Origin of the sequence: Caballeronia grimmiae, from assembly GCF_000698555.1 — a bacterium.
Classification (GTDB): Bacteria; Pseudomonadota; Gammaproteobacteria; order Burkholderiales; family Burkholderiaceae; genus Caballeronia; species Caballeronia grimmiae.
Genome location: NZ_JFHE01000009.1, coordinates 38,813 through 60,728, shown reverse-complemented (window position 1 = coordinate 60,728; position 21,916 = coordinate 38,813). Strand labels below are relative to the sequence as shown.

Annotated in this window: 15 protein-coding genes and 1 pseudogene; 11 read left to right on the top strand and 5 right to left on the bottom strand. The window is 61.8% G+C overall.

The window, feature by feature from the left end:
* Positions 1-45: 45 nt before the first annotated feature.
* From BG57_RS12330 to BG57_RS12320, 3 genes are all read left to right on the top strand, one after another.
* Positions 46-1,293 carry an ABC transporter substrate-binding protein gene (locus tag BG57_RS12330; RefSeq protein WP_052005763.1) on the top strand — a complete coding sequence of 416 codons (1,248 nt, stop codon included), beginning with the start codon at positions 46-48 and terminating at the stop codon, positions 1,291-1,293.
* A gap of 56 nt (positions 1,294-1,349) precedes the next feature.
* Positions 1,350-2,366 carry an aldo/keto reductase gene (locus BG57_RS12325; RefSeq protein WP_035963382.1) on the top strand — a complete coding sequence of 339 codons (1,017 nt, stop codon included), beginning with the start codon at positions 1,350-1,352 and terminating at the stop codon, positions 2,364-2,366.
* 705 nt (positions 2,367-3,071) lie between these two features.
* A complete protein-coding gene (locus BG57_RS12320; RefSeq protein WP_035963381.1) occupies positions 3,072-4,664 on the top strand; it encodes an MltF family protein in 1,593 nt (530 codons plus the stop codon).
* Between the two features lie 841 nt (positions 4,665-5,505).
* On the opposite strand, the gene BG57_RS12315 is transcribed toward BG57_RS12320, so the two are convergent.
* From BG57_RS12315 to BG57_RS12300, 4 genes are read right to left on the bottom strand one after another with little or no spacing between them, the layout of a single operon-like run.
* Entirely contained in the window at positions 5,506-6,435 is a 930-nt protein-coding gene (locus tag BG57_RS12315) for a D-2-hydroxyacid dehydrogenase (protein ID WP_035963380.1), read from the bottom strand.
* A gap of 18 nt (positions 6,436-6,453) precedes the next feature.
* Positions 6,454-7,164 carry a GntR family transcriptional regulator gene (locus BG57_RS12310; RefSeq protein WP_052005761.1) on the bottom strand — a complete coding sequence of 237 codons (711 nt, stop codon included), beginning with the start codon at positions 7,162-7,164 and terminating at the stop codon, positions 6,454-6,456.
* 33 nt (positions 7,165-7,197) lie between these two features.
* Positions 7,198-9,111 (bottom strand): TRAP transporter large permease, encoded by a 1,914-nt coding sequence (locus BG57_RS12305; RefSeq protein WP_035963379.1) that lies wholly within the window; start codon positions 9,109-9,111, stop codon positions 7,198-7,200.
* 35 nt (positions 9,112-9,146) lie between these two features.
* Positions 9,147-10,172, bottom strand: coding sequence for a TRAP transporter substrate-binding protein (locus BG57_RS12300; protein ID WP_035963378.1), 1,026 nt, complete (start codon positions 10,170-10,172; stop codon positions 9,147-9,149).
* 241 nt (positions 10,173-10,413) lie between these two features.
* On the opposite strand from BG57_RS12300, the gene BG57_RS12295 reads away from it, so the two are divergent.
* The 8 genes and pseudogenes from BG57_RS12295 (at position 10,414) to BG57_RS12260 (ending at position 20,293) form a co-directional block, all read left to right on the top strand.
* Positions 10,414-11,895, top strand: a complete 1,482-nt coding sequence (locus BG57_RS12295) for an NAD-dependent succinate-semialdehyde dehydrogenase (RefSeq protein WP_035963375.1) — start codon at positions 10,414-10,416, stop codon at positions 11,893-11,895.
* A 12-nt stretch (positions 11,896-11,907) separates the two neighbouring features.
* Complete coding sequence (locus BG57_RS12290; protein ID WP_052005782.1) at positions 11,908-12,732, top strand: HpcH/HpaI aldolase family protein; 825 nt, start codon at positions 11,908-11,910, stop codon at positions 12,730-12,732.
* A gap of 20 nt (positions 12,733-12,752) precedes the next feature.
* Positions 12,753-13,934 (top strand): acyl-CoA dehydrogenase family protein, encoded by a 1,182-nt coding sequence (locus tag BG57_RS12285; RefSeq protein ID WP_035963373.1) that lies wholly within the window; start codon positions 12,753-12,755, stop codon positions 13,932-13,934.
* 12 nt (positions 13,935-13,946) lie between these two features.
* Positions 13,947-15,725: an FAD-dependent oxidoreductase gene (locus BG57_RS12280; RefSeq protein WP_035963372.1), complete on the top strand. Its 1,779-nt coding sequence runs from the start codon at positions 13,947-13,949 to the stop codon at positions 15,723-15,725.
* On the top strand, positions 15,718-16,941 hold the full coding sequence (locus BG57_RS12275) for a CaiB/BaiF CoA transferase family protein (RefSeq protein ID WP_035963369.1): 1,224 nt from the start codon (positions 15,718-15,720) through the stop codon (positions 16,939-16,941). The genes BG57_RS12280 and BG57_RS12275 overlap by 8 nt, the downstream gene beginning before the upstream one ends.
* Complete coding sequence (locus BG57_RS12270; protein WP_035963367.1) at positions 16,938-18,578, top strand: GMC family oxidoreductase; 1,641 nt, start codon at positions 16,938-16,940, stop codon at positions 18,576-18,578. The genes BG57_RS12275 and BG57_RS12270 overlap by 4 nt, the downstream gene beginning before the upstream one ends.
* The gene (locus BG57_RS12265; protein WP_035963366.1) at positions 18,575-19,324 is read left to right on the top strand and encodes an electron transfer flavoprotein subunit beta/FixA family protein; all 750 of its coding nucleotides are present in this window, start codon (positions 18,575-18,577) and stop codon (positions 19,322-19,324) included. The genes BG57_RS12270 and BG57_RS12265 overlap by 4 nt, the downstream gene beginning before the upstream one ends.
* A 31-nt stretch (positions 19,325-19,355) precedes the next feature.
* Positions 19,356-20,293 (top strand): annotated as a pseudogene (locus BG57_RS12260) (electron transfer flavoprotein subunit alpha/FixB family protein).
* A gap of 158 nt (positions 20,294-20,451) precedes the next feature.
* On the opposite strand, the gene BG57_RS12255 reads toward BG57_RS12260, so the two are convergent.
* Positions 20,452-21,762 carry an MFS transporter gene (locus BG57_RS12255; protein ID WP_035963365.1) on the bottom strand — a complete coding sequence of 437 codons (1,311 nt, stop codon included), beginning with the start codon at positions 21,760-21,762 and terminating at the stop codon, positions 20,452-20,454.
* Positions 21,763-21,916 lie beyond the last annotated feature (154 nt).

Below are 21,916 nucleotides of genomic sequence, written 5' to 3'. Positions count from 1 at the left end.
CGCGCACGCGTCGCTCCATCCATAACGATAAATTCGGAGACTGCAATGAAACAAACACTGACGCGGGTTGCGACGGCTGTCGCGCTGCTTGTCTCGGGTACTCATGCTGTTCTCGCTGCAGAACAGATTTCGGTACTTCACTGGTGGACCTCCGGCGGCGAATCGAAAGCCATTCGAGTGCTCAAGGAGGACATGAACAAACAGGGCTACGAGTGGAAAGACTTCGCGATTGCAGGAGGGGCCGGCGCGGCGGCCATGACGGCTCTAAAGACGCAGGTGATCTCAGGTAATGCACCGTCGGCCGCGCAGATCAAAGGGCCGCTGATTCAGGACTGGGCCGAGCAGGGGGTGCTGGCCACGGTCGATGCGCCTGCGGCGGACTGGAAAGCGCACACGCCGGCGCAAATCGACAGTGGTGTGAAGGCGGGCGGTCACTACGTGGCCGCGCCTTTCTCTGTCCACAGGATCAACTGGCTATGGATCAACAAGGCGGAGCTTGAGAAGGTCGGCGGCACACCGCCGACCACATGGCCCGAGTTCTTTGCGCTCGCCGACAAGTTTCGCGCCGCGGGTATCACGCCTGTCGCACATGGCGGCCAGCCGTGGCAAGACATGACGATCTGGGAGACGGTCGTGCTGTCACAGGGCGCGGACTTCTACCGGAAAGCCCTTGTCGATCTCGACCAGAAGACGCTGACGTCGCCGGAGATGATTCAGGTGTTCGAGACCGTCCAGAAGATCCGCTCCTATTTCGGCAAGGGCTACCAGGGCCGCGACTGGAATCTCGCCACCGCGATGGTGATTTCCGGCTCGGGCGGCATGCAGTTCATGGGCGACTGGGCGAAGGGCGAATTCGCCAACGCGAACAAGAAGGCGGACGTCGACTATATCTGCGCGGCCGCCCCTGGGACGTCGAATGCCTACACGTACACGGCGGATGCCTTCGTGTTCTTCCAGCAAAACGGCAAAAAGGATGCGACACCCGGACAGATCGCGCTGGCAAAAACGATCATGTCCGTCGATTTCCAGCAGCAGTTCAGTCTCTACAAAGGCTCCATTCCTGTCAGGCTGGATGTGCCGATGGACAAGTTCGACAGTTGCGCCAAGAAGTCGCGCGCAGACGAGCAGGCGACGATCAGGACGGGCGGGTTCCTACCGTCGCTCGCGTTCGGTGAACTTCAGTCGCCGGTCACGGCTGGCGCAATCACCGATGTGGTGACGAACTTCATGAACTCCAAAGAGGATGCGAAAGAGGGCGTGCGCAAGCTTGCGGCTGCTGCGAAGGTCAGGTGACGGCGCATGCCAGCCGATCTGGCTACGCGCAACTTCACTCACAAAAAGGGGGGAAGATGGATCCGGTAGCAAAGCGAAAATGGCCGCGTTCAGGCCTCGAAACGACGGTGATGGGCTTCGGCGCCGCACCGATTGGCAACATTTTCAAGCCGATCAGCGAGGAGCATTCGGCGGCCTTGATCAAGGCGGCATGGGACGCGGGCGTACGTTACTTCGACACAGCGCCGATGTACGGTCATGGCTTGAGCGAAGCGCGCTGCGGGCAGGGGCTGCGCTGGTATCCGCGTGATCAGTTCGTGCTGTCGACCAAGGTCGGGCGCCTGCTCAAGCCGGGCAAGCGCGCCGACATCGCATTCGAACCGTGGGTTGACGGGCTGCCATTTGAGGTCGTTTTCGACTACAGCTACGACGGAACGATGCGTTCGATCGAGGACAGTCTGCAACGTCTGGCGCTGGAGCACATCGATATTGCGTTGATCCACGACATCGATGTGTTCACGCACGGAGAGCGCCAGCCGGAGATGTTCGAAGCGGCGATGGCGGGCGCATCGAAAGCATTACTGAAGCTTCGCGACGAAGGCGTCGTGAAAGCGGTCGGGCTGGGCGTCAACGAGTGGCAGGTCGCTCACGAAGCGATCCGCCGGCAGGATTTCGACTGCCTGCTGCTGGCTGGCCGATACACACTGCTTGAACAGGACGCGCTGGACGGTTTTCTGCCGCTGTGTGAGGCAAGACAGGTGTCGGTTGTTCTCGGTGGCGGCTTCAATAGCGGCATTCTCGCCACGGGCGCGGTACCGGGCGCCAAATACAACTACGCGCCCGCGCCCGAAGCCATTCTTGAGCGCGTACGCGAGATGGAGCAGGTATGCCGGGATTTCTCGGTGCCGCTCAAGGCCGCTGCACTGCAATTCGTCCTTGGCCATCCTGCAATCCCGACCAGCATCCCGGGGGTGCGTGCGGTCGCACAACTCGAAGACAACATGCGGACCTTCCGTACTGAGATACCCGGGGAATTCTGGGCCGAGCTGAAACGACGTCACTTGATCCGTCACGACGCGCCGACACCGCGATAGCGGTCAACGTCCGGGTGCGCGGCCAGACTGGATGGCTCTCGATCATCGTCGCAGCCAGGTAGTTCTAGCCGCGTGACGCGCTGGCTGTTGGCATAACCGGAATGAAACGGGACTGATCATAATTTGGTCAGTACTAGAAAAAATTCCGATACGCCAACGCAGTTGTGGGTGTGGCTCCGTACGTCCAGGGTGGCCCACCATCCTTAAACAAGCGCGAAAACCTCCAGGAATGGCTGCACCGCGCTAATACCGGCCTATCAAAGCGCACCGGGCTCGACCGGCAGAAACGGGTCGGGTATAGCAGCTCCAGAGGGCGCGCGCGACGTGCTCGACCCTCCCAAGTCGATCTTCGGCAATCGGCCAACAAGCGACATTTGAAGGCAACGAAGCTCTTGGCCACTCAGGCGACTGTTGTTCCGCTCTATCGGGCCAATCATGCGGTACGGGGCAGTTCGGATGAGTCAGGTTTTCTGGGGATTGTTGAAACGTCTCTTTCCGCCTCGTCAGGGACCGACTGTGTACGCCGGATCATCTCGCCCTAATTGCATGTATGCTGCCTTCGGAGCATCATCGGTGGAGCAAACGTACCGCAGATTGCCGCAGCTTCATTGACACAGATGTTGTCCGCTACCGAACTCGCCGCGGTTGGGAACGGATGCTTCTGAGAAGGCGAGCCGCTCCAAAGTCGTCACGCGCAGTTGTGCTATGCGGACGATCGCTTCGCAGGTCATCGTCTCGTTGTACTGTTGTCGCGGGAGGCTCATCGTGAACGTGTCAGTCCGCGTTATGATCGGTTGGGCGCTTGCCCTGTGCATCTGGGCGCAGCCTGTTAGCGCGCACGCCGCGCAGCCGGTAACGGCCGTTGCCGCGTCCGCGCCCGCCGCCACCGTGCCTGCGAAGGCCCCACCTGTCCCGGCTTCGGGCGTCCGTAAACTGAGCCTTGCGAACAAGCCGTGGACCGGCGACTTCGACGCAATGCTCAGCCGTCACGTAATCCGGTTTCTTGTTCCGTACAGCCGCACGCTCTATTTCGTCGACAAGGGCCGCGAACGCGGGATTTCGGCCGACCTGGCGCGCGCCTTCGAACGCTATGTCAACAAAAAGTACGCGGCCCAGTTGGACAAGCGGCCGCTCACCGTCTTCCTGATCCCCACTACACGTGACAAGCTGCAGACGGGCCTCGTCGCCGGGGGCGGCGACATCTCCGCGGGCAATCTGACTGCGACGGAAGAGCGGCTCCAGATCGTTGACTTTATCGCGCCGCGCGATCGCAAGCCCGTGCGTGAGCTGATCGTCACCGGGCCAAAGTCGCCCTCGCTCTCGACACTCGATGACCTCTCGGGAAAGCAAGTTCATGTGCGGAAATCGTCGAGCTATTACGAGAGCGTGAGCGCACTGAATGAGCGTTTTCGCAAGAGCGGCAAGCCGCCAGTGAACATCACGCTGTTGCCCGACGCGCTGGAAGACGAAGATGCAATGGAGATGGTCAACGCGGGCCTGCTGAGCATCATCATCGTGGACGACTGGAAGGCGCGTCTCTGGGCACAGGTGCTGCCACGCCTGAAGGTGCGTGACGACCTGGCGGTGAGCGGCGAGGGCTATACAGGCTGGGCGATACGCAAGAACAGCCCACAATTGCAGGCTGCCCTTAACGACTTCTATCAGAACTATGTGAAGAAGCAGGGCGTGGCTGAATACCTTCTCGCGCAATACATGAAGAGGATCAAGCAAATCCGCAACAATGGCGGCGATGCAGAACAGAAGCGCTTCAATGAGACGCTTGCGCTCTTCCAGAAATATGGTACGCAGTACGGCTTCGATTCGCTTATGCTTGCCGCGCAGGGTTTTCAGGAGTCGCAACTCAACCAGTCGGCACGCAGCCACGTCGGGGCGATCGGCCTCATGCAGCTGATGCCAGCCACAGGTAAGGCGATGGACGTGGGCAGTATTTCCGTGGCCGAGTCCAATGTTCATGCAGGCGCCAAGTACCTGGACACGCTCATGACCAAGTACTTCTCCGACGCCCGATTCAACGCAAGCGACCGATCGCTCTTCGCATTTGCGGCCTACAACGCAGGTCCGGACAATATCGCGAAGATGCGCAAGATTGCCGCAGCGCGAGGCCTTGATCCAGACAAGTGGTTCAACAATGTCGAGATTGTCGTAGCGGAGAAAATCGGAATCGAAACGACGACCTATGTGCGTAACATTTTCAAGTACTACGTGGCGTACAAGCTGATCGTCGACGCCCAGGCGGCGCGCCAAAAGGCAGTGGAAAGCGTGGAGAAGCCTTCCTGAAGACGAGTTGCCTGAACACCCGCACTACGCAGTTGCCCTGGTTAAACGAAGCTTGCTTTATCGCGTTGACCCGTCACTGTGGCCTATGCCGTTGTACCTTGCGAGTGGCTGTTGACGAGGGGCGTTGGGCGCCGCCAACGACCGTTGTACCCGACGGTCGTCTATGTCGGAACGGACAGACCTCTTGGTCGACTGTAGAAACAAGGACATGAAAGTGCAGAGTTCTCTACGCGATCCTACGGTCACCACTTTTACTTGGTGACCGAAACTCACGAGTGACTAGTCGTACGCGGTCTGAAACTTCCGGGGGGCTGCACGAAGGAACCCGCACTGCACGAGGCCAGTGCCGAGTCGTCGGGATTCGATAGTTACATTGGAACGTCCGCTACTGCTTAGCGCCAGTGACCGCTTCGGGTCGCGAAGACTCATTCGCAGTTCGCGGAAGCCGACATTCAAATGCGCCGCGTCGCCAATGACTGCCTGCCGAACAGCGGCAGGGGGACGCCAGCGTAGAACAATCGCGTTCGACAGTGGGCTGCGCGAGAGCCCGCGGCGCGTCCTCGCGGATTCCGGCACAAGGTCGTTGATGATGTTGAACGTCGTACAGAGAGGAAGCACCTCCTCCGCAGTCGAATGAACGCGACGAATAAGAAAATACTGGTCGACTTGGACCATCCGACCTACGCGCAACCGCTTCCAAAACCTCGACCGGTTCGAAATGAATTGCAAAGCTCAAGTCCGAAGAGGCTCATCGCCGGCTCCCGCGCCAGTTGCAAGTTGCAATGATCCTCTCGGCCTTTCAGCCGCGACGGCGCGTAGCGGCACCTCGTCGAATTCGCTCTCAGCGACGCGCGTAATGCTGTTCGATGCCTTGCGCGAGCTGTGTAACTAGCCGCTGCATCGCCACCGGAGTCCGCCATGCGACATGTGGAGTCACGATCAGATCCGTGCGCGCGCGGGTCAACAGCGGATGATCGATCGCTGGCGGTTCCTGCTCGAGGACGTCCAGCGCGGCATTCGCGATCAGCTTGCGATCGAGCGCCTCGATCAGCGCTCCCTCGTCGACGATGCCGCCGCGTGCGGCGTTCACGAGCGACGCGCTGCGCTTCATTTGTTCGAATTCGGCGAGACCGAACAGATGCCGCGTTTCATCGGTGAGCGGGCAATGCAGGCTGATGACATCCGCTTCGCGCAGCACCGCGTCGAACGCGGCATAGCCCTCGCGCACCACCCTGGCATGCCTTCGCTCGGCGAAGAGCACACGCATGCCGAACGCGCCGGCCAATTCGGCCAGCCGTTTTCCACCGTGACCGGCGCCGACGATGCCCAGCGTCGAACCATGCAAATCCTCGATCGGGTGCAGTTCAGCGTAGAAAGTGGGTGACTCGCTCCAGCGCCCATCATAGACATCGCGCCAGTAAGGAACCAGGTTGCGGCGCAGCGCGAGCATCAGTGAGAACGCGTGCTCCGGCACGGAGATCGTCGAATATCCCGGACACGCGACCACTTCGATGCCACGTTGGCGGCATGTTTCCAGATCCAGATGATTCACGCCCGCGGCCGGCACGCCGATCAGTTCCAGTTGCGGCAACTGCGCGAGCACGTCGCCCGTCAGCGGCACCTTGTTGGTCACGATGATCTGCGCGTCACGGCAGCGCGCTACCACCTGCTCCCGCGTGGTGGACGGATACTCGACCCAGCGATGTGGAAAGGGAAAATTGGGCAGATCAGCGGACAGCGTCGCACGGTCCACGAACACGATGGTTTTCAAAAAGCTGCTCCAAGCTCATTAACGTTCGGACGGGCTGGTGGACACGGTGTCGAGCATGCGCTTCTTGCCCGTTTGCACATGATTCTCGAAAGCCTGTGCAGCTGCGTCGGCTTGACCGGCACGCAGCGCTTCGAAAAGCTCGCGGTGTTCTTTCGAGGAACGCTGCATTTGCGCGAATGAATACACGCCCTTGTGGATGTAAAGCGTCAGTTCGTCTTCGACGGCCTGGTTGATCGTAATCAGCCGCGGATTCTTGGTCGCGGCCATCAATTGACGATGAAACTCGGTGTTCAGGGTTTGATACAGATGGCTGCTGCGCTCGGCAACGGCGGAATCCATCTGATCCATGAGAAGGCTCAGCAAGTGCTCCTCGTCGGTGGTCAGACGCAGCGCGGCGAGACGTCCTGCCGTGCGCGCGAGCCCCGCTCGAATCTCATAGAGATCCATTGCCTCTTCGAGCGACAGCCGCCGAACTTCGGCGCCCCGATTCGGGACGATTCGCACGAGTCCCGCCTGTTCGAGCGAGCGCAGGGCCTCGCGCGCCGAATTGCGGCCCACGCCGATCTGGTTTGCGAGCGCTTGCTCATTCACACGTTCACCGGGGCGCAAGTCCCCCCGCTGAATCATGTTGCGCACCTGTTCGCGAATGTCGTCGAGCTTTGACGCGATTACTTCAGGCGCGCGCGCGTTCACCTTGCCGTTCCCTTCATTGTCAAACGCGTTTTTCATGTCGGTTGCCCTTTCTGTGCCATTCAATACCTTTTATTTTGCTTGCAGAAAACCTGTCGATACCCACGGTACCAGCACGATCACGACCAGGGCCACCGCCAAGGCCCCCAAATAAGGCCAGACGCGGCGCATCGCGGTTGACGGATCGACCTTGCTCACTGCGCACGCCGCATAGAAGCCGAGGCCAAGCGGTGGCGCGAACAGGCCCAGTCCCATCGCGAATACCACGACCATTGCATAGTGCACGTCGGAGATACCCATCGCACGCGCGATCGGGAACAGCAGCGGACCGAACAGTACGATCGCCGGAATGCCTTCCAGGAAGCTACCGAGTATCACGAACGTAATGGCCGAGATCGCCAGAAAGCCGAGCGAGCCCCCGGGCGCTGCCATCATCAGGCTGGCGAGTTGCGCGGAGAAGCCTGACTGCGTGAGCGCCCATCCCATCGCCGTTGCGCAACCGATGATAATCAGTATCGCGCCGGACAGCGAGGCCGACTCCACCAGAATAGGATAGAGCCGGCTCCAGTCGAAGCGGCGGTACAGTAACAAGCCCGCCGCGCAGGTGTAAGCGACACCGATCGTCGCCACTTCCGTGGCGGTCGCGATCCCTTCGACCACCGCGGCCCGGATGACGAAGGGCAGCGCGAGCGCAGGTAGCGAGACCAGAAACGCGCGGCCGATCTCGGCGCGGGAGGCCCTTTGCACGCCTTGCAGGATTTCCCCGCGGCTTTTGAACCAGACGACTGCCGCCAGCGCTACCGCGCCGACAACGGCCGGCATGAAGCCGCCTGTGAACAGGGCCGCAATCGAAACGCCGGTAACCGATCCAATCGTGATCAGTACGAGACTGGGCGGAATGGTTTCCGACATGGCCGCCGAGGAACTGAGCATGGCGACGAGGTCGCCTTCATTCGCGCCGCGCTTTTTCATTTCCGGGAACAGGCCCGGCGCAAGGGCGGCCATATCCGCTACCTTCGACCCGGAGATACCGGACACGAGGTACATGGCGCCGATCAGCACGTAGGCGAGGCCGCCGCGCTTATGCCCGATCAGCGAGGCGAGGAAGCGGATCATCGCTGCGGCGAGCCCCATCGCTTCCACCAGCGCACCGAGCAGGATGAAGAGGGGGACGGCGAGCAGGATCAGGCTGGACATCCCCTGATTCATGGTGCTCACGACAATCGACAACGGCGCGCCGGTGACAGTCGCCAGATAAGCAAACGTGCACACGCCAAACGCGACCATGATGGGCACGCCGAGAGAGATGATCGTAATCACGCCGACGGCAAAGAAAAGAATCAGGCTGACTGCGGTCATTGGCGCGAGCGCTTGCCGTGCAACGTAGAGCGCAACAGCGACTGCGCCCACCAGCGCGACCGCCTTCACGCAATCGCGCAACGACGAGCGTTCGAGCAACCGGGTAATGGAGAGCACGAGCATCAGCCCGGCCGCCACGGGAATCGCGGCCGCGGAAACGGTGTTCGGCAGATCCAGCGCCGGCGTACTGATGACCCACTCGTCCATCGCCCACTCGGTTGCCGGCCGTACCAGCAGCAGTACGAACGTCATCACGATGAAATTCCCGAGCGTTTCCGCGAACGCGCGGCTTTGCGGCGACATTCTGGCGACGAACATCGTCAGGCGCATATGTTCGCCGCGCCGCAACGCCACCACCGCGCCGAGCATCGACAGCCAGATGAACAGGATCGACGCGAGTTCGTCGCCCCATACCAACGGGTCCTGCAGCACGTAGCGGCAGGTCACGTTGGTGAGCAAGAGCACGACCTCGGCCACCAGCAGCAACGCGGCGGGCACTTCGGTGATCCACTTGATGGCCGTTTCGAGTGCGCTGCCCACGCGCACGACCTTCGATGTCGCATGTCGGTCTTTCGGCGTGCCGATGTCGTGGGCGAACACCTGCTCGGAATGAACTCGGGAAGTCATGACTTGCTCTCCGGAAACTCTTCGATGGTCCGCGCTCATGCGAACTTCTGCGTGTACTTTTCGAGCAACGCCCAGGCTTCATCGCCGTATTTCCTGCGCCACTGATCGTAAAAGCCGGCTTTCTGGAGCGAGGCGCGGAACGGCTGGATATCGGGCTTGTTGAACGCCATGCCGTGTGATTGCAACTTGTCGATCAACGACGTGCTCAGTGCGGCGACGTCCGCGCGTTCAGCCACCGCGGCCGCATTCAGGTGTTTCGCGACGATCGTCTGCAAATCCGGCGGCAGCTTGTCCCAGGACCGGGCGTTGCCGAGAAACCAGAAGCCGTCCCAGATATGGCCGGTCAGCGAGCAGTACTTCTGGACTTCATAAAAGCGTCCGGTTTCGATCAGCGCGAGAGGGTTCTCTTCCGCATCGACGACCTTGGTTTGCAGCGCCGAATACGCCTCGCTGAAATTGATGCTGGTGGGCGAGGCGTCGAACGCCTTGAACATCGAGGTCCAGAGAGGGCTGACCGGCACGCGGATCTTCAGGCCCTTGAGGTCGGCCGGGCTTTGCACTGGCTTGACCGAGCTCGTGAGGTGCCGAAAGCCGTTGTCCCACGGTTTTTCCATCGCGACGAGCCCGACTTTCGAGACCGCCTTGCGGATGTGGCTCCCCAGCTCGCCGTCCATTGCCGCCCATACCTGGTTGTAATCCTTGAACGCGAAGCCGATGCCGTTGATCGCCGAGACCGGTACGAGCGTCGACAGCACGACGCCACCTTGCGTCAGGAAGTCGATGGCGCCCGATCGAACCTGCGACAGCATGTCGGTATCCGTGCCCATCTGACCGTTCGGGAAAATCTGCAATTCGACACGGCCGCCGGTTTCCTTCTTGATGGCGTCCGCGGCTTCTTTCGCGCGGACGTTGAGCGGATGGGACAGCGCAAGGTTGTTCGCGTACTTGAGCTTGAACTGCGCTGTCTGCGCCCGGGCGAGCGACGGCAAGGCGCCGGTGCCCGCCGCCACCGTGGCGGCTCCGAGTGTTTGAAGAAAGTTGCGACGGGAAAACACAGTCATTTCGTCTCGCTCCATAAAAGGAAGATGCCGGATGGCGCATTCGGCGGCGCCCGTGCCGTTTTTTTCGGTCCTCGGCTAGGTAAAGTGCGCACTGCAGCACTCGTTTTGCTAACACAGACTCTAAAAGTGTTGACACTTCAATGTCAAGGTGTTGTTATAAGAAAAAGAGTGCATGCACCGGACGCCCCGGGAAAGCACCTACACATCGCGAACATCGGCGATATCTATCAGGAGGAGACAGATGGAACTGGAAGCGCATTACCGCGAGCACGGCTTACTGCTCGGAGGCCGATGGCAAGCCGCGACGGCTGACGACGGCCAGCTTTCGATCAATCCGGCGACGGAAGAGCGGCTGGGCTACATGCCGCTGGCCAGCCACGCGCAGGTCACCGAGGCCGTCGACGCCGCGACCGAGGCCGCAGCTGCCATGCGCAAGCTCACGCCTTGGGAGCGCTCAGCGCTGCTGCGCCGGGCTGCGACGCTCATCCGCGAACGCGCGCCGCAGCTCGCGCGAATCGTGGCGCTGGAAACAGGCAAGCCGATCGCACAGGCCAGCGGAGAAGCGAATGCGTCCGCCGAGTCGATCGACTGGTTCGCCGATGAAGCGCGCCGCGTGTTCGGCATGTCTTACGAAAGTCGCGTCAAGGGCGGGCGGTATCTGGTGCATTACGAGCCGCTCGGGGTGGTCGCCGCCTTTACGCCGTGGAATTTCCCGCTGCTACTCCTGGCCCGCAAGATGGGCCCGGCGCTGGCCGCGGGCAACGCGATCGTGATCCGTCCATCGAACGAAGCAGCCGGCGCGACGATGGCGCTGGTGCGCTGTTTCGTCGATGCCGGTTTCCCCGAAGGCGCGGTCAATCTGGTGATCGGCAAAGCCGACACGATTACGCCGACGATCATGGCCGACCCGCGCGTGGCAAAGATCAGCTTCACGGGCTCGGTGCCGATCGGCCGGCAGATCGTCGAAATGTCCGCGAAGACCCTCAAGAAGGTCACGATGGAACTCGGCGGCCATGCGCCCGTGATCGTGCATCGCGACGCTGACATCGGCGCTTTTGCGCATCTCGCCTCGCTTGGCAAGTTCCGCAATGCGGGCCAGGTTTGTGCATCGCCCACACGTTTCTACATTCATGAATCGATCTTCGACAAGACCGTGAAAGCGCTGGTCGAGCGCTCCACAGCGCTTCGCGTCGGCGATCCGTTGGAGCAGAACACCGATCTCGGTCCGCTGACCACGTCGAAGCGCCGCGACGCGATCGAACGTCTCGTCGATGAAGCCGTCAGTGAAGGCGCCAGCGTGCTGTGCGGTGGCCGGCGCCCCGCGCAATCCGGTCGCGGCTGGTTCTATGAACCGACGCTCGTCGCCAATCCGGCTTCGCACATCGGCCTGATGAACGACGAACCGTTCGGCCCGGTCGGCACGCTCACCCCGTTCACGACGATGGACGAAGTCATCACGGAGGCGAACCGGCTGCCGTTCGCGCTCGCGGCGTATGTCTTCACGCGCTCGATGCGCAACACGCTGGAAACCACCGAGCGTCTGCAGGCTGGCGTGGTCGGCGTCAACACGTTCGTGGCGTCGACGGCGGAGACGCCATTCGGCGGCAGCAAGGACAGCGGGTTCGGACGCGAAGGCGGACCGAACGCGATCCGCGACTACATGGACACCAAATTCATCAACCTCGAACTGGCGAACGACGAGCCGCTCGACGCCACCGCCTGAATGGAACCGATCATGCGAAGCATCAAGAATCACGCGAAAGCGCAACTGGCAGCGGGTGAACTGGCACTCGGCATGGGGCTGCGTCAGGCCCGCACCGTCGACATCGCGCAGATTGCGCAGACGGCGGGCTTCGACTGGCTGTTCATCGATATGGAACACAATTCGATGGACATCGACACCGCCGCGCAGATTTGCGCCGCCGCTCTGGTGGGCGGTGTGACGCCGATCATCCGCGTGCCGGGACACGAGCCGTTCCACGCCACGCGACTGCTCGATACCGGCGCGATGGGCATCGTGGTGCCGCACGTGAGTACGGCCGGACAGGCCGCGCAAATCGCCGCCATGTGCCGCTTCCCGCCTGCCGGCGGACGGTCGATCCCGGGCATGTTGCCGCAGGTCGGCTTTCAGGCTCTGCCGATCGCCGATGTGGTCCGCGCGATCAACGAAGAGGTGCTCGTCGTGGCGATGATCGAAACCCGCGAAGGGCTCGAGAACGTCGAAGCGATCGCCGCCGTGCCCGGCATTGACGTGCTGCTCGTGGGCGCGACCGATCTTGCGGCGGATCTCGGTATCACCGGGCAACTCGGCCATGTGCGTGTGGCGGCCGCCATCGACGCCGTCTGCGCCGCATGTCACCGGCACGGCAAGGTGCCGGGCGTGGGCGGCGTGTACGACGAGGCACTGATGACGGCGTACGTGCAGAAAGGCGCGCGTTTCATTCTCAGCGGCTCGGACCTCGCGTTCCTGATGACGGGGGCGAAGTCGCGTTCGCAGATGCTACGCGCAATTCCGCTCGGCGAAGCGGAACAAGAGATGGCGCAACGCAAGGCATCCTGACCGGTCAAGGAGGAGACATCGTGAATCCCGAATACGCAAGCAATCTGGTCAACCGGCGCGACCTGAAACCCTATCTGAATGCCGATCAATTCGAGTTTCGAGATTCGGTGAATCGCGTGCTGACGCGCCATGCATCGCCGGAATACGTGCGCCAGTGCGACGAAGAAAAGCGCTTCCCAGAGGAACTCGTGAAGGTGGCCGCCGAACAGGGCTGGTTTGGCATCACGCTGCCCGAAGCATACGGCGGAATTGGTGGCTATCTCGACATGGCCGCTTATCTGGAAATTGTCGCGTATCACACCATTGCGCTCGCGCGCTTCTGGAATGCCAACGTGAACATGGTGGGCGGCGCGCTGTCGCGCTTCGCTACGGACGACATCAAGGCCCTGGTGTTGCCGAAGCTGGCCGAAGGGCGTGCCTTTCTTGCCTTTGCATTGAGCGAAAACGGCTCCGGTTCGGATGCCGCCTCGCTGACGACGCGCGGCGTGGCGGACGGAAACGACTTCATTCTCGACGGCACGAAGATGTGGATTTCCGGCGCGCTGCAGGCCGACTACATCCTGACCGCGGTGCGCACCAACCCGGAAGCGAAGAAGCACGACGGGATCAGCCTCTTTCTCGTACCGAAGGAATCCAGAGGTTTGACCATCAATCCGATCGACCTGCTCGGCGGCCACGCTATCCGGACCTGCGAAGTGGTGTACGACGGAGTGCGTGTCCCGCAAGACATGGTCGTGGGCGGCCTGCACGTGGGTTGGAAGAAGCTCACCACGGTGCTGTCGAAGGAGCGCATCGCGTTGTCGGCGATGTGTGTGGGCGGCGCGCAGGCGGCGATCGATCTTGCGCGCTGGTATGCGAACGACCGCAAACAGTTCGGGCAGTCGATCATCGATTTCCAGGCCGTGTCGCATCTGCTCGCCGATATGCAGACACGCGTGGACGCCGCCCGGCTGATGGCGTTTCGGGCGGCGAAACTGCTCGACGAAGGCGAAAGCTGCGACGTGGAGTCGTCGCAGGCGAAGTACTTCGCTTCGGACGCCTACGTGCAGGTCGCGACCGACGGCATCCAGATCATGGGCGCGAACGGCTACTCGGCCGAGTACGCGATGCAGCGTCATTACCGCGAAGCCAAGATGTTCCAGATCTTCGGTGGCACCAATCAAATTCAGCGCAACATCGTGGCACGCGCGCTCAAATCGTAAGCGGAGACAGACGTGACGGCAGTTCGGACGTTGGAGAAATTCGGCTTTGGCGTCGACCACGCGCAAGCCGACGTGGTGGTGGTCGGCGGTGGCGGCGCGGCGTCGCGTGCTGCCGTGTCCGCGGCACAGGCGGGTGCGACGGTTCTCATGTTGGCCAAGGCGCCGGTCGGTCAGGGTGGCAGCACGGTGCACGGCGCCAGCGAAATCATGAGCATGGGGGCATCCGGCTACGGCAGTCGTGACGATAGCGCAACCGTGCATTACGAAGACACGATGCGTCCCGCAGGCGGCTTCATCGACCGCGACCTGGTGCGCGTTCTGGCGGAGGACGCACCGAAGCGCATCGCTGACCTGATCGAGCTCGGCGTGCCGTTCGACCGCGTCGACGACGGCTACAAGCTCATCCGCAGCGACTTCGGCAGCTATGCGCGCGCGCTCGGCGTGAAGGGCAAAACCGGCAAGGCCTTCGTGAGCGCGCTCGCGGACGAGGCCAGAAAGCTCGGTGTCGACATCCGTCAGCCGGCGGCGCTGATCGACCTCCTGCGCGATTCGACGGGGCGCGTCAGCGGCGTGGTTGCGATGGACCTCGAATCGCGGCGGCTACTGGTGGTCTCGGCGAGGGCCGTCGTGCTTGGCACGGGCGGCGCGCACGGCCTGTTTTCGCAGCAGGTGTCGACAGCGGAGATGACCGGTGACGGCCAGGCGATCTGCTTCCGCCACGGCGCGGAACTCGTGAACATGGAGTTCCACCAGTTCGGGCCGGCGATGGTGCACCCTTACGTGCAACTTTTCAGCAAGTCGTGTTTCATCCTGCATCCGAAGATGCTCAACCGCGACGGTCACGAATTCCTCCCGGACTATCTGCCGGCGGGCGTGACGCCCGAGGCTGCGATGGACGAGAAAGTGTTCCCGTTCACGATCTCGAACGAGTCGCGCTACATCGATATCGCGATCGCAACGGAAATCGCGCAGGGCAGAGGAACGGAACGCGGTGCGGTGCACTTCTCTTTCGCCGACATCGCCGAGGAACGGTTGGCCGCCACCATTCCGAACACCCTGCGCTGGATGCGCGCCAAGGGACTCGATCCGAAGCGTGATCTGCTCGAGGTCGGGATTGCTTTTCAATGCCTGAATGGCGGTGTCCGGATGACCAGCACCGACGCGATGTCGACCATCGAGGGGCTCTTCGTGATCGGCGAACTCGCGGGCGGCGTGCGCGGTCCGGATCGTCCGGGCGGCAACTCGCTTGCGGAAGGTCAGGTTTTCGGCCATCGCGCGGGAGTGGGTGCGGCCGCATTCGCACGCGGCAGCGCGGCGCCGGGCACGTCCGATGGGGCGCCGCTTGCTGGGCGCCTAGAAACGGCGCTCAAACCGAATACGTGGTTCGACGCTCAACGTATCGCCTCCGATCTGCGTGCAGCGATGCAGACGCATTGCCTCGTCGAGAAGACGGAAAGCGGCCTGAACATCGCGTTGGCCGCCGCTCGCGAGGCGCGCGCGGAGTTCGCGGCAGGGGGCGGGGCCACGCCGTCGCAGGTTATCGACGCGTTGACGATCGACAACATGGCGACGACTGCCGACGTCATCGTGCAGGCGTGTATCGAGCGGCGCGAATCGCGCAGCAGCCACTATCGCACCGACTGCCCCGAGCGCGACGACGCGCATTTCAGTCACGCATTGACCATCACGCGCGGTGAGGCCGACCCGTTCCGTCTCGCCTTCGACGTGCTCGATTACCCCGGTGCGGAAGTCACGGACGCATCGCATTCGCAGGCGGCAAATCATGGATAAGAAGCCAGTCGGCCCGTTGTCGGGCTATCGCATTCTGGATCTGACCGTCATGACCGCGGGTCCGGTTGGTACGGTGCTGCTTGCCGACCTCGGCGCGGACGTGATCAAGGTCGAGGAGCCGAAGGCCGGTGACCTCTCGCGCAATCTCGGCAACCAATTCGTCGAAGGGGAGAGCGTCCAGTTCCTGTCGCAGAACCGTAACAAGCGCAGCATTCGCCTCGACCTGAAGTCGCCGAAAGGACGCGATGCATTCCTGCGCATGGCGGAGCAGGCGGATGTCGTCGTCGAAAACTTCCGGCCGGGCACGGTGGATCGGCTCGGCATCGGCTACGAGGACGTGAAAGCGCGCAATCCGATGATCGTCTATGCAAGCGTGTCGGCATTCGGACAAAGCGGTCCTTACGCCGCATGGCCCGCGAACGATCCGATCGTGCAGGCCGTGGCGGGTCTCATGGACATGACGGGCGAAGCCGGCGGCAATCCGGTTCGGCTCGGCGCGCCGTTGCCGGACTTCGGCGCGGCTGCGCTGCTCGCGTTCGGGATTTCGGCGGCGTTGTTGCATCGCGAACGGCACGGCGAAGGTCAGCGCATCGATACGTCGTTGCTGTCGGCTGCGCTTTTCAGCACCATCCCGCGCGACGGCGAGACGCTAAGAAGCGGCAAAGCGCCGGAGCGCCTCGGCAGCGGCCATCCAACGATGGTGCCGTATCGCAACTATCAGGGCTCCGACGGCCGCTATTTCTTCGCGGCCTGCTTCACCGAAAAATTCTGGCAGAACCTTTGCCGGGCGTTGGACCGCGAAGACTTGCTGAGTGATAAACGCTTTGTCGGCAACACCGCGCGGACTGCGAACCGGCATGCGCTCGACGCGATCCTCGAACACGAGTTTCTGCTGCATACCGCCGAATACTGGGTGGCGCATCTGAGTGCCGCGGACGTGCCATGCGCGATCGTGCAGGACTATCACACCGCGTTGACGGCGGACCCGCAAATCGCGCATAACCACGCGGTTGTCGAGATCGAACATCCGCTTGCGGGCAGGGTAACGAACATCGCGAGTCCGGTGAATTTTCACGGCAGCCCGGTAGCTTACCGCCGTGCGCCGCCTACGCTCGGACAACACACGGCTGAAGTACTTGCCGAGTTCGGTTTCGCGGACGAGGAGATCGCAACACTCGAAGGTCGGGAACCGGCCGTTGCCGGAGCGAAGTCATGAAATCGTACACAGCGGATTATGTGATCGTCGGCGCGGGGACCGCGGGTTGCGTGCTCGCAAACCGCCTGAGCGAAGATCCGAACGTCAAAGTGATTCTTGTCGAAGCCGGCGAGCGCGATCGTCACCCGTTCATTCATGTACCGGCCGGCTTCGTACGATTGCTCGATCATCCAACCGTGACATGGCGCTATCGCACACGGGCCGACGCCGAGACCAGCGGGCGTGGAATCCTGTTTCCGCGCGGACGCGGACTCGGCGGGTCCAGCGCGATCAACGGCCTGCTTTATGTCCGCCCGTTTGCGGAGGATATCGATAGCTGGGAGCAGTCGGGCGCCAAGGGCTGGAACTTCGGCAACTGTCTGCCGTTCTACCGCCGCTCCGAAACCTGGACCGAGGGCAACAGTCCGCAACGCGGCACGCATGGTCCGATCCAGGTCAGCCGGGTGAAGAATCCGCCGGAGATTTGCGGTGCGGTCGTGCAAGCCGCCCAAAAGGCCGGTCTCGAGTTCGTGGATGATCCAAACAGCGACACGCGCGGTCCGTCGATCTGGTTCTACCAGCAAACGCGCGACGGACGTCGCCGCTCCAGCGCAGCGCGCGGTTATCTGCGGCCCGCAATGGCGCGGCTCAATCTCACGGTGGTGACCGGCGTCCAGGTGTCCGGGCTCGAAATGAACGGCACGCACGTGAGCGGCATCAATGCGACGACGACCGCAGGCGTTGCCATGCAGTTTCGTGCGAAGCGCGAAGTCATTTTGAGCGCCGGCGTGATCGGCACGCCCAGGCTGCTCGAAATGAGTGGCATCGGCGATAAGGACGTGCTCGACAATGCGGGCATTCGAACACGCATCGCGTTGCCGGGCGTCGGCAACAATTTGCAGGATCACTATGTCGCCCGGCTCGGCTATCGGGTACGGGGTGCGGGTACCGCGAACGAGCGCTCGCACGGACTCGCGCTCGCGCGCGAGATGATGCGCTACGTCGTGTCAGGGACCGGCGTACTCACCTATAGCGCGGCGATCGTCGGCGGCTTTGCACAGACACTGCTCGCAACCCGGCCCGACGTGCAGTTCGTCATCGCGCCAGGCAGCTTCGTAGAGGGACGGATCGGCGTGCTGGAGTCCGAGCCCGGCGTCTCGTGCGGCGTCTGGCAGATGCGCCCCGAAAGCCGTGGGCACGTGCACATCACCAGCAGCGAGATCACGGCAGCGCCGACGATCGCACCGTCATATCTCAGCAGCGAAGTGGACCGCAAGACGATGGTGGAAGGACTCAAGATCGGCCGCCGCATCTTCGCGCAGCCCGAGATTGCGCGCTATATCGTCGACGAAACCGTACCGGGCCGCCACGCGGACACCGACGAGGCGTTATTGCAATACGTGCGTGACAATGGCTCGACCGTGTATCACGCGGTTGGCACGTGCCGAATGGGAGACGACGAAACGAGCGTCGTCGATTCTGAATTGCGGGTGCGCGGAACGACCGGCCTGCGCATCGTCGACGGCTCGGTGATGCCGTCGATAACCTCGACCAACACCAATGCGACGGTGCTGATGCTGGCTGAGCGCGCAGCCGACATGATCCGTTCGCCCATCACGGCGCGCGCAGCTTCGACACATGACAAGGAGACGGTATGAAAGTGCTGGTGGGGGTCAAGCGAGTGGTCGACTACAACGTGAAGGTCCGGGTCAAGTCGGACGGCACGGGTGTCGACATCTCGAACGTGAAGATGTCGATGAATCCGTTCGATGAAATCGCGGTTGAGGAAGCGGTGCGGCTGAAGGAAGCCGGCGTGGTCAGCGAGGTGGTGGCGGTTTCTTGCGGTGTCACTCAGTCGCAGGAAACGCTGCGCACCGCGTTGGCGATCGGCGCCGATCGTGCGGTGTTGATCGAGTCATCCGAAGACCTGCAGCCTCTGGCGGTTGCCAAACTGCTCAAGGCGCTGGTCGAAAAGGAACAGCCTTCATTGATATTGCTGGGCAAGCAGGCCATCGACGACGACTCGAACCAGACCGGGCAGATGCTCGCCGCTTTGGCTAGTCTTCCGCAAGCGACGTTCGCTTCGAAGGTGGTGGTGGCTGACGGGAAGGCGACCGTGTCGCGCGAAGTGGACGGCGGAGCCGAGACGCTGTCGCTGACGCTTCCCGCCGTGGTCACAACGGATCTGCGCCTGAACGAGCCGCGCTACGTGACGTTGCCGAACATCATGAAGGCCAAGAAAAAGCCGCTGGAAACGATCAGGCCCGAAGACCTTGGAGTCGATGTCACGCCGCGTCTGAAGACGCTGAAAGTCGCCGAGCCGCCCAAGCGCTCCGCCGGCGTGACCGTGCCGGACGTAAAGACGCTGGTCGAGAAGCTGAAGACCGAAGCGAAGGTAATCTAAGTAGAACGCGGAGACAGGGCAAATGATGAATCTGCTTAGCCTGGTAATAGCAGAACACGATAACGCGTCGATCAAGGCAGCGACGCTGACTACCATTGCCGCCGCGAAGAAGGTCGGCGGTGACATTCACGTGCTTGTCGCGGGTCACAACGCGCAAGCCGCAGCCGACGCGGCAGCGAACATCGCGGGCGTCAGCAAAGTATTTCTGGCCGATGCGGCGCACCTCGAAGCGGGCCTCGCGGAAAACATCGAAGCGACGGTGCTGAATATTGCGAAGGACTATTCGCACGTTCTGGCTCCGGCTACCGCCTACGGCAAGAACATCATGCCGCGTATTGCAGCGAAGCTGGACGTCGCTCAGATCAGCGACATCACCGCAGTCGATTCACCCGATACGTTCGAGCGTCCGATCTACGCGGGCAACGCAATTGCAACGGTGCAATCTCAAGACCCGATCAAGGTCATTACGGTACGCACGACCGGCTTCGATGCAGTCGTGGCCGAAGGCGGCAGTGCAGCCGTTGAGAAGCTCGAAGCAGCGCCCGATGCGGGCACGTCACGGTTCGTGAGCCGTGAAGTGACGAAGCTGGACCGTCCGGAACTGACGTCGGCAAAGATCATCGTCTCGGGCGGCCGTGGTCTGGGCAACAGCGAGAATTATATGAAGGTGCTGGAGCCGTTGGCCGACAAGCTGAACGCCGCGATGGGCGCCTCGCGTGCCGCAGTCGACGCGGGCTTCGTGCCCAACGACTATCAGGTCGGTCAAACCGGCAAGATCGTCGCGCCGCAACTGTACGTGGCCGTCGGTATCTCGGGTGCGATCCAGCACCTCGCCGGCATGAAGGACTCGAAAGTGATCGTCGCGATCAACAAGGACCCCGAAGCGCCCATTTTAGTGTCGCCGACTACGGTCTCGTCGGTGATCTTTTTACGGTCGCGCCAGAACTGACCAGAGCAATCGACGCCTAGGTATCGTCGCGATAGATCGCCTCCGATCGAGCTTGCTCGACGACGCCACGCTTTGGCGCTGGTTTGTTATCTTCATGCTCGGCACTGAAATTCTCCAGTGCCGAGCGGAAGACCGTTGGCTCATCACCGTCGAGCACGCGCCCCAACAACAGACAGTGCTAACGATTAACCAGGCGCGAGGGAAACCAGAAAACCATCAGGCTTCCGACGAGCATGCTTGCGGCGAGTATGTAAAGTCCGATGCTCGTCGTGCCGGTGCTTTGCTTGATCCACCCAAGCATGTAGGGGCTGACGAAGCCGGCAAGGTTTCCGACCGAGTTGACGAGCGCGATGCCCGCAGCGGCCGCGATGCCACCCAGCAGAGCCGGAGGCAGGGTCCAGAACTGCGATACGACAGCGAGGACGCCCATTGTGCCGATCGTCAAGCCGACTACGGCCATAACGGTGCTGTGCGGGTACATCGCGGCGAGCCCAAGGCCCACTGCGGCAACAACTCCGGGCAAGGCGAGATGCCACCGGCGCTCTCGCGTCCGGTCCGAGTGCCGCCCGACGAGGAACATTGCAATGACGGTCGCGGTATAGGGAATGGCCGTAAGCAAGCCGACCTGAAGTGGATCGGAAACGCCGGTATCCTTGATGATGGTTGGCATCCAGAAAAGAACGCCATACTCACCCATCAGGATAAAGGCATACATCACGCACAAGATCCAGGTGCGCAGTTCGGTGAAAGCGCCGCGCAGCGAATGTACCTGAGCGTCCGGAGTTTCAAGCTGGAGATTCGCCTCGAGCAAATCCTTCTCGGATTCAGTCAGCCATTTAGCGGAGCGGACATCGTTGCCCAATATAAAAAATACTGCGATGCCGAGCAGCACTGACGGAAGCGCTTCGAGCAGAAACATCATTTGCCATCCGGACCATCCATCCATACTGGAAAACGCTTGCATGATCCAGCCAGACAGGGGACCGCCGAGCATACCGGCAAGCGGGATTCCTCCGAGGAAGAGTGCGATGATGCTTCCACGCCGCGACGGCGGATACCAGTACGTCAGATACAGCAGGATGCCAGGCAGAAACCCGGCTTCCGCGACCCCTAGAAGGAACCGCATCACGTAAAACGCGGTCGGCGTTTTGACGAATACCATCGCCGCCGAAATAAGCCCCCACGTGATCATGATCCGCGCAATCCAGAGCCTGGCGCCCACCTTGTGCATCGCGATGTTGCTTGGGACTTCAAAGATGACGTAGCCGATAAAGAAGATGCCCGCCCCAAGCCCGTAGACCGTCTCGCTGAACTTCAGCTGATCGAGCATTTGCAATTTTGCGAAACCGACGTTCACCCGATCGAGGTATCCGGCCGTATAGCACATGAGCAGAAAGGGGATGAGTCGCCACGACACCTTTGAATAGACGCGGCGCTCGTCTAGCGGTGCTTCCGCGTAAGGCATGGCGGCCGTAGGGTTGATTGACATGTCTCGCTCCATAATAAGTTTGGCGGCTCTCTCACTACGCTTCTGTTCGCGCCACTTGCCATAAGCAACTCCGATCCAGTGCGCACGGCAAGTATGCAAGAGCAGGAGATGACCGGGCCATTCTCAACTCGGCAACGCCGTCATCGCGATTGGA

Excerpts from the sequence above, each read along its gene's own strand:
- BG57_RS12330 (WP_052005763.1), top strand. The coding sequence starts at position 46 with ATGAAACAAACACTGACGCGGGTTGCGACGGCTGTCGCGCTGCTTGTC.
- BG57_RS12325 (WP_035963382.1), top strand. The coding sequence starts at position 1,350 with ATGGATCCGGTAGCAAAGCGAAAATGGCCGCGTTCAGGCCTCGAAACG.
- BG57_RS12320 (WP_035963381.1), top strand. The coding sequence starts at position 3,072 with ATGCGGACGATCGCTTCGCAGGTCATCGTCTCGTTGTACTGTTGTCGC.
- BG57_RS12310 (WP_052005761.1), bottom strand. The coding sequence starts at position 7,164 with ATGAAAAACGCGTTTGACAATGAAGGGAACGGCAAGGTGAACGCGCGC.
- BG57_RS12305 (WP_035963379.1), bottom strand. The coding sequence starts at position 9,111 with ATGACTTCCCGAGTTCATTCCGAGCAGGTGTTCGCCCACGACATCGGC.
- BG57_RS12300 (WP_035963378.1), bottom strand. The coding sequence starts at position 10,172 with ATGACTGTGTTTTCCCGTCGCAACTTTCTTCAAACACTCGGAGCCGCC.
- BG57_RS12295 (WP_035963375.1), top strand. The coding sequence starts at position 10,414 with ATGGAACTGGAAGCGCATTACCGCGAGCACGGCTTACTGCTCGGAGGC.
- BG57_RS12290 (WP_052005782.1), top strand. The coding sequence starts at position 11,908 with ATGCGAAGCATCAAGAATCACGCGAAAGCGCAACTGGCAGCGGGTGAA.
- BG57_RS12275 (WP_035963369.1), top strand. The coding sequence starts at position 15,718 with ATGGATAAGAAGCCAGTCGGCCCGTTGTCGGGCTATCGCATTCTGGAT.
- BG57_RS12270 (WP_035963367.1), top strand. The coding sequence starts at position 16,938 with ATGAAATCGTACACAGCGGATTATGTGATCGTCGGCGCGGGGACCGCG.
- BG57_RS12265 (WP_035963366.1), top strand. The coding sequence starts at position 18,575 with ATGAAAGTGCTGGTGGGGGTCAAGCGAGTGGTCGACTACAACGTGAAG.
- BG57_RS12255 (WP_035963365.1), bottom strand. The coding sequence starts at position 21,762 with ATGTCAATCAACCCTACGGCCGCCATGCCTTACGCGGAAGCACCGCTA.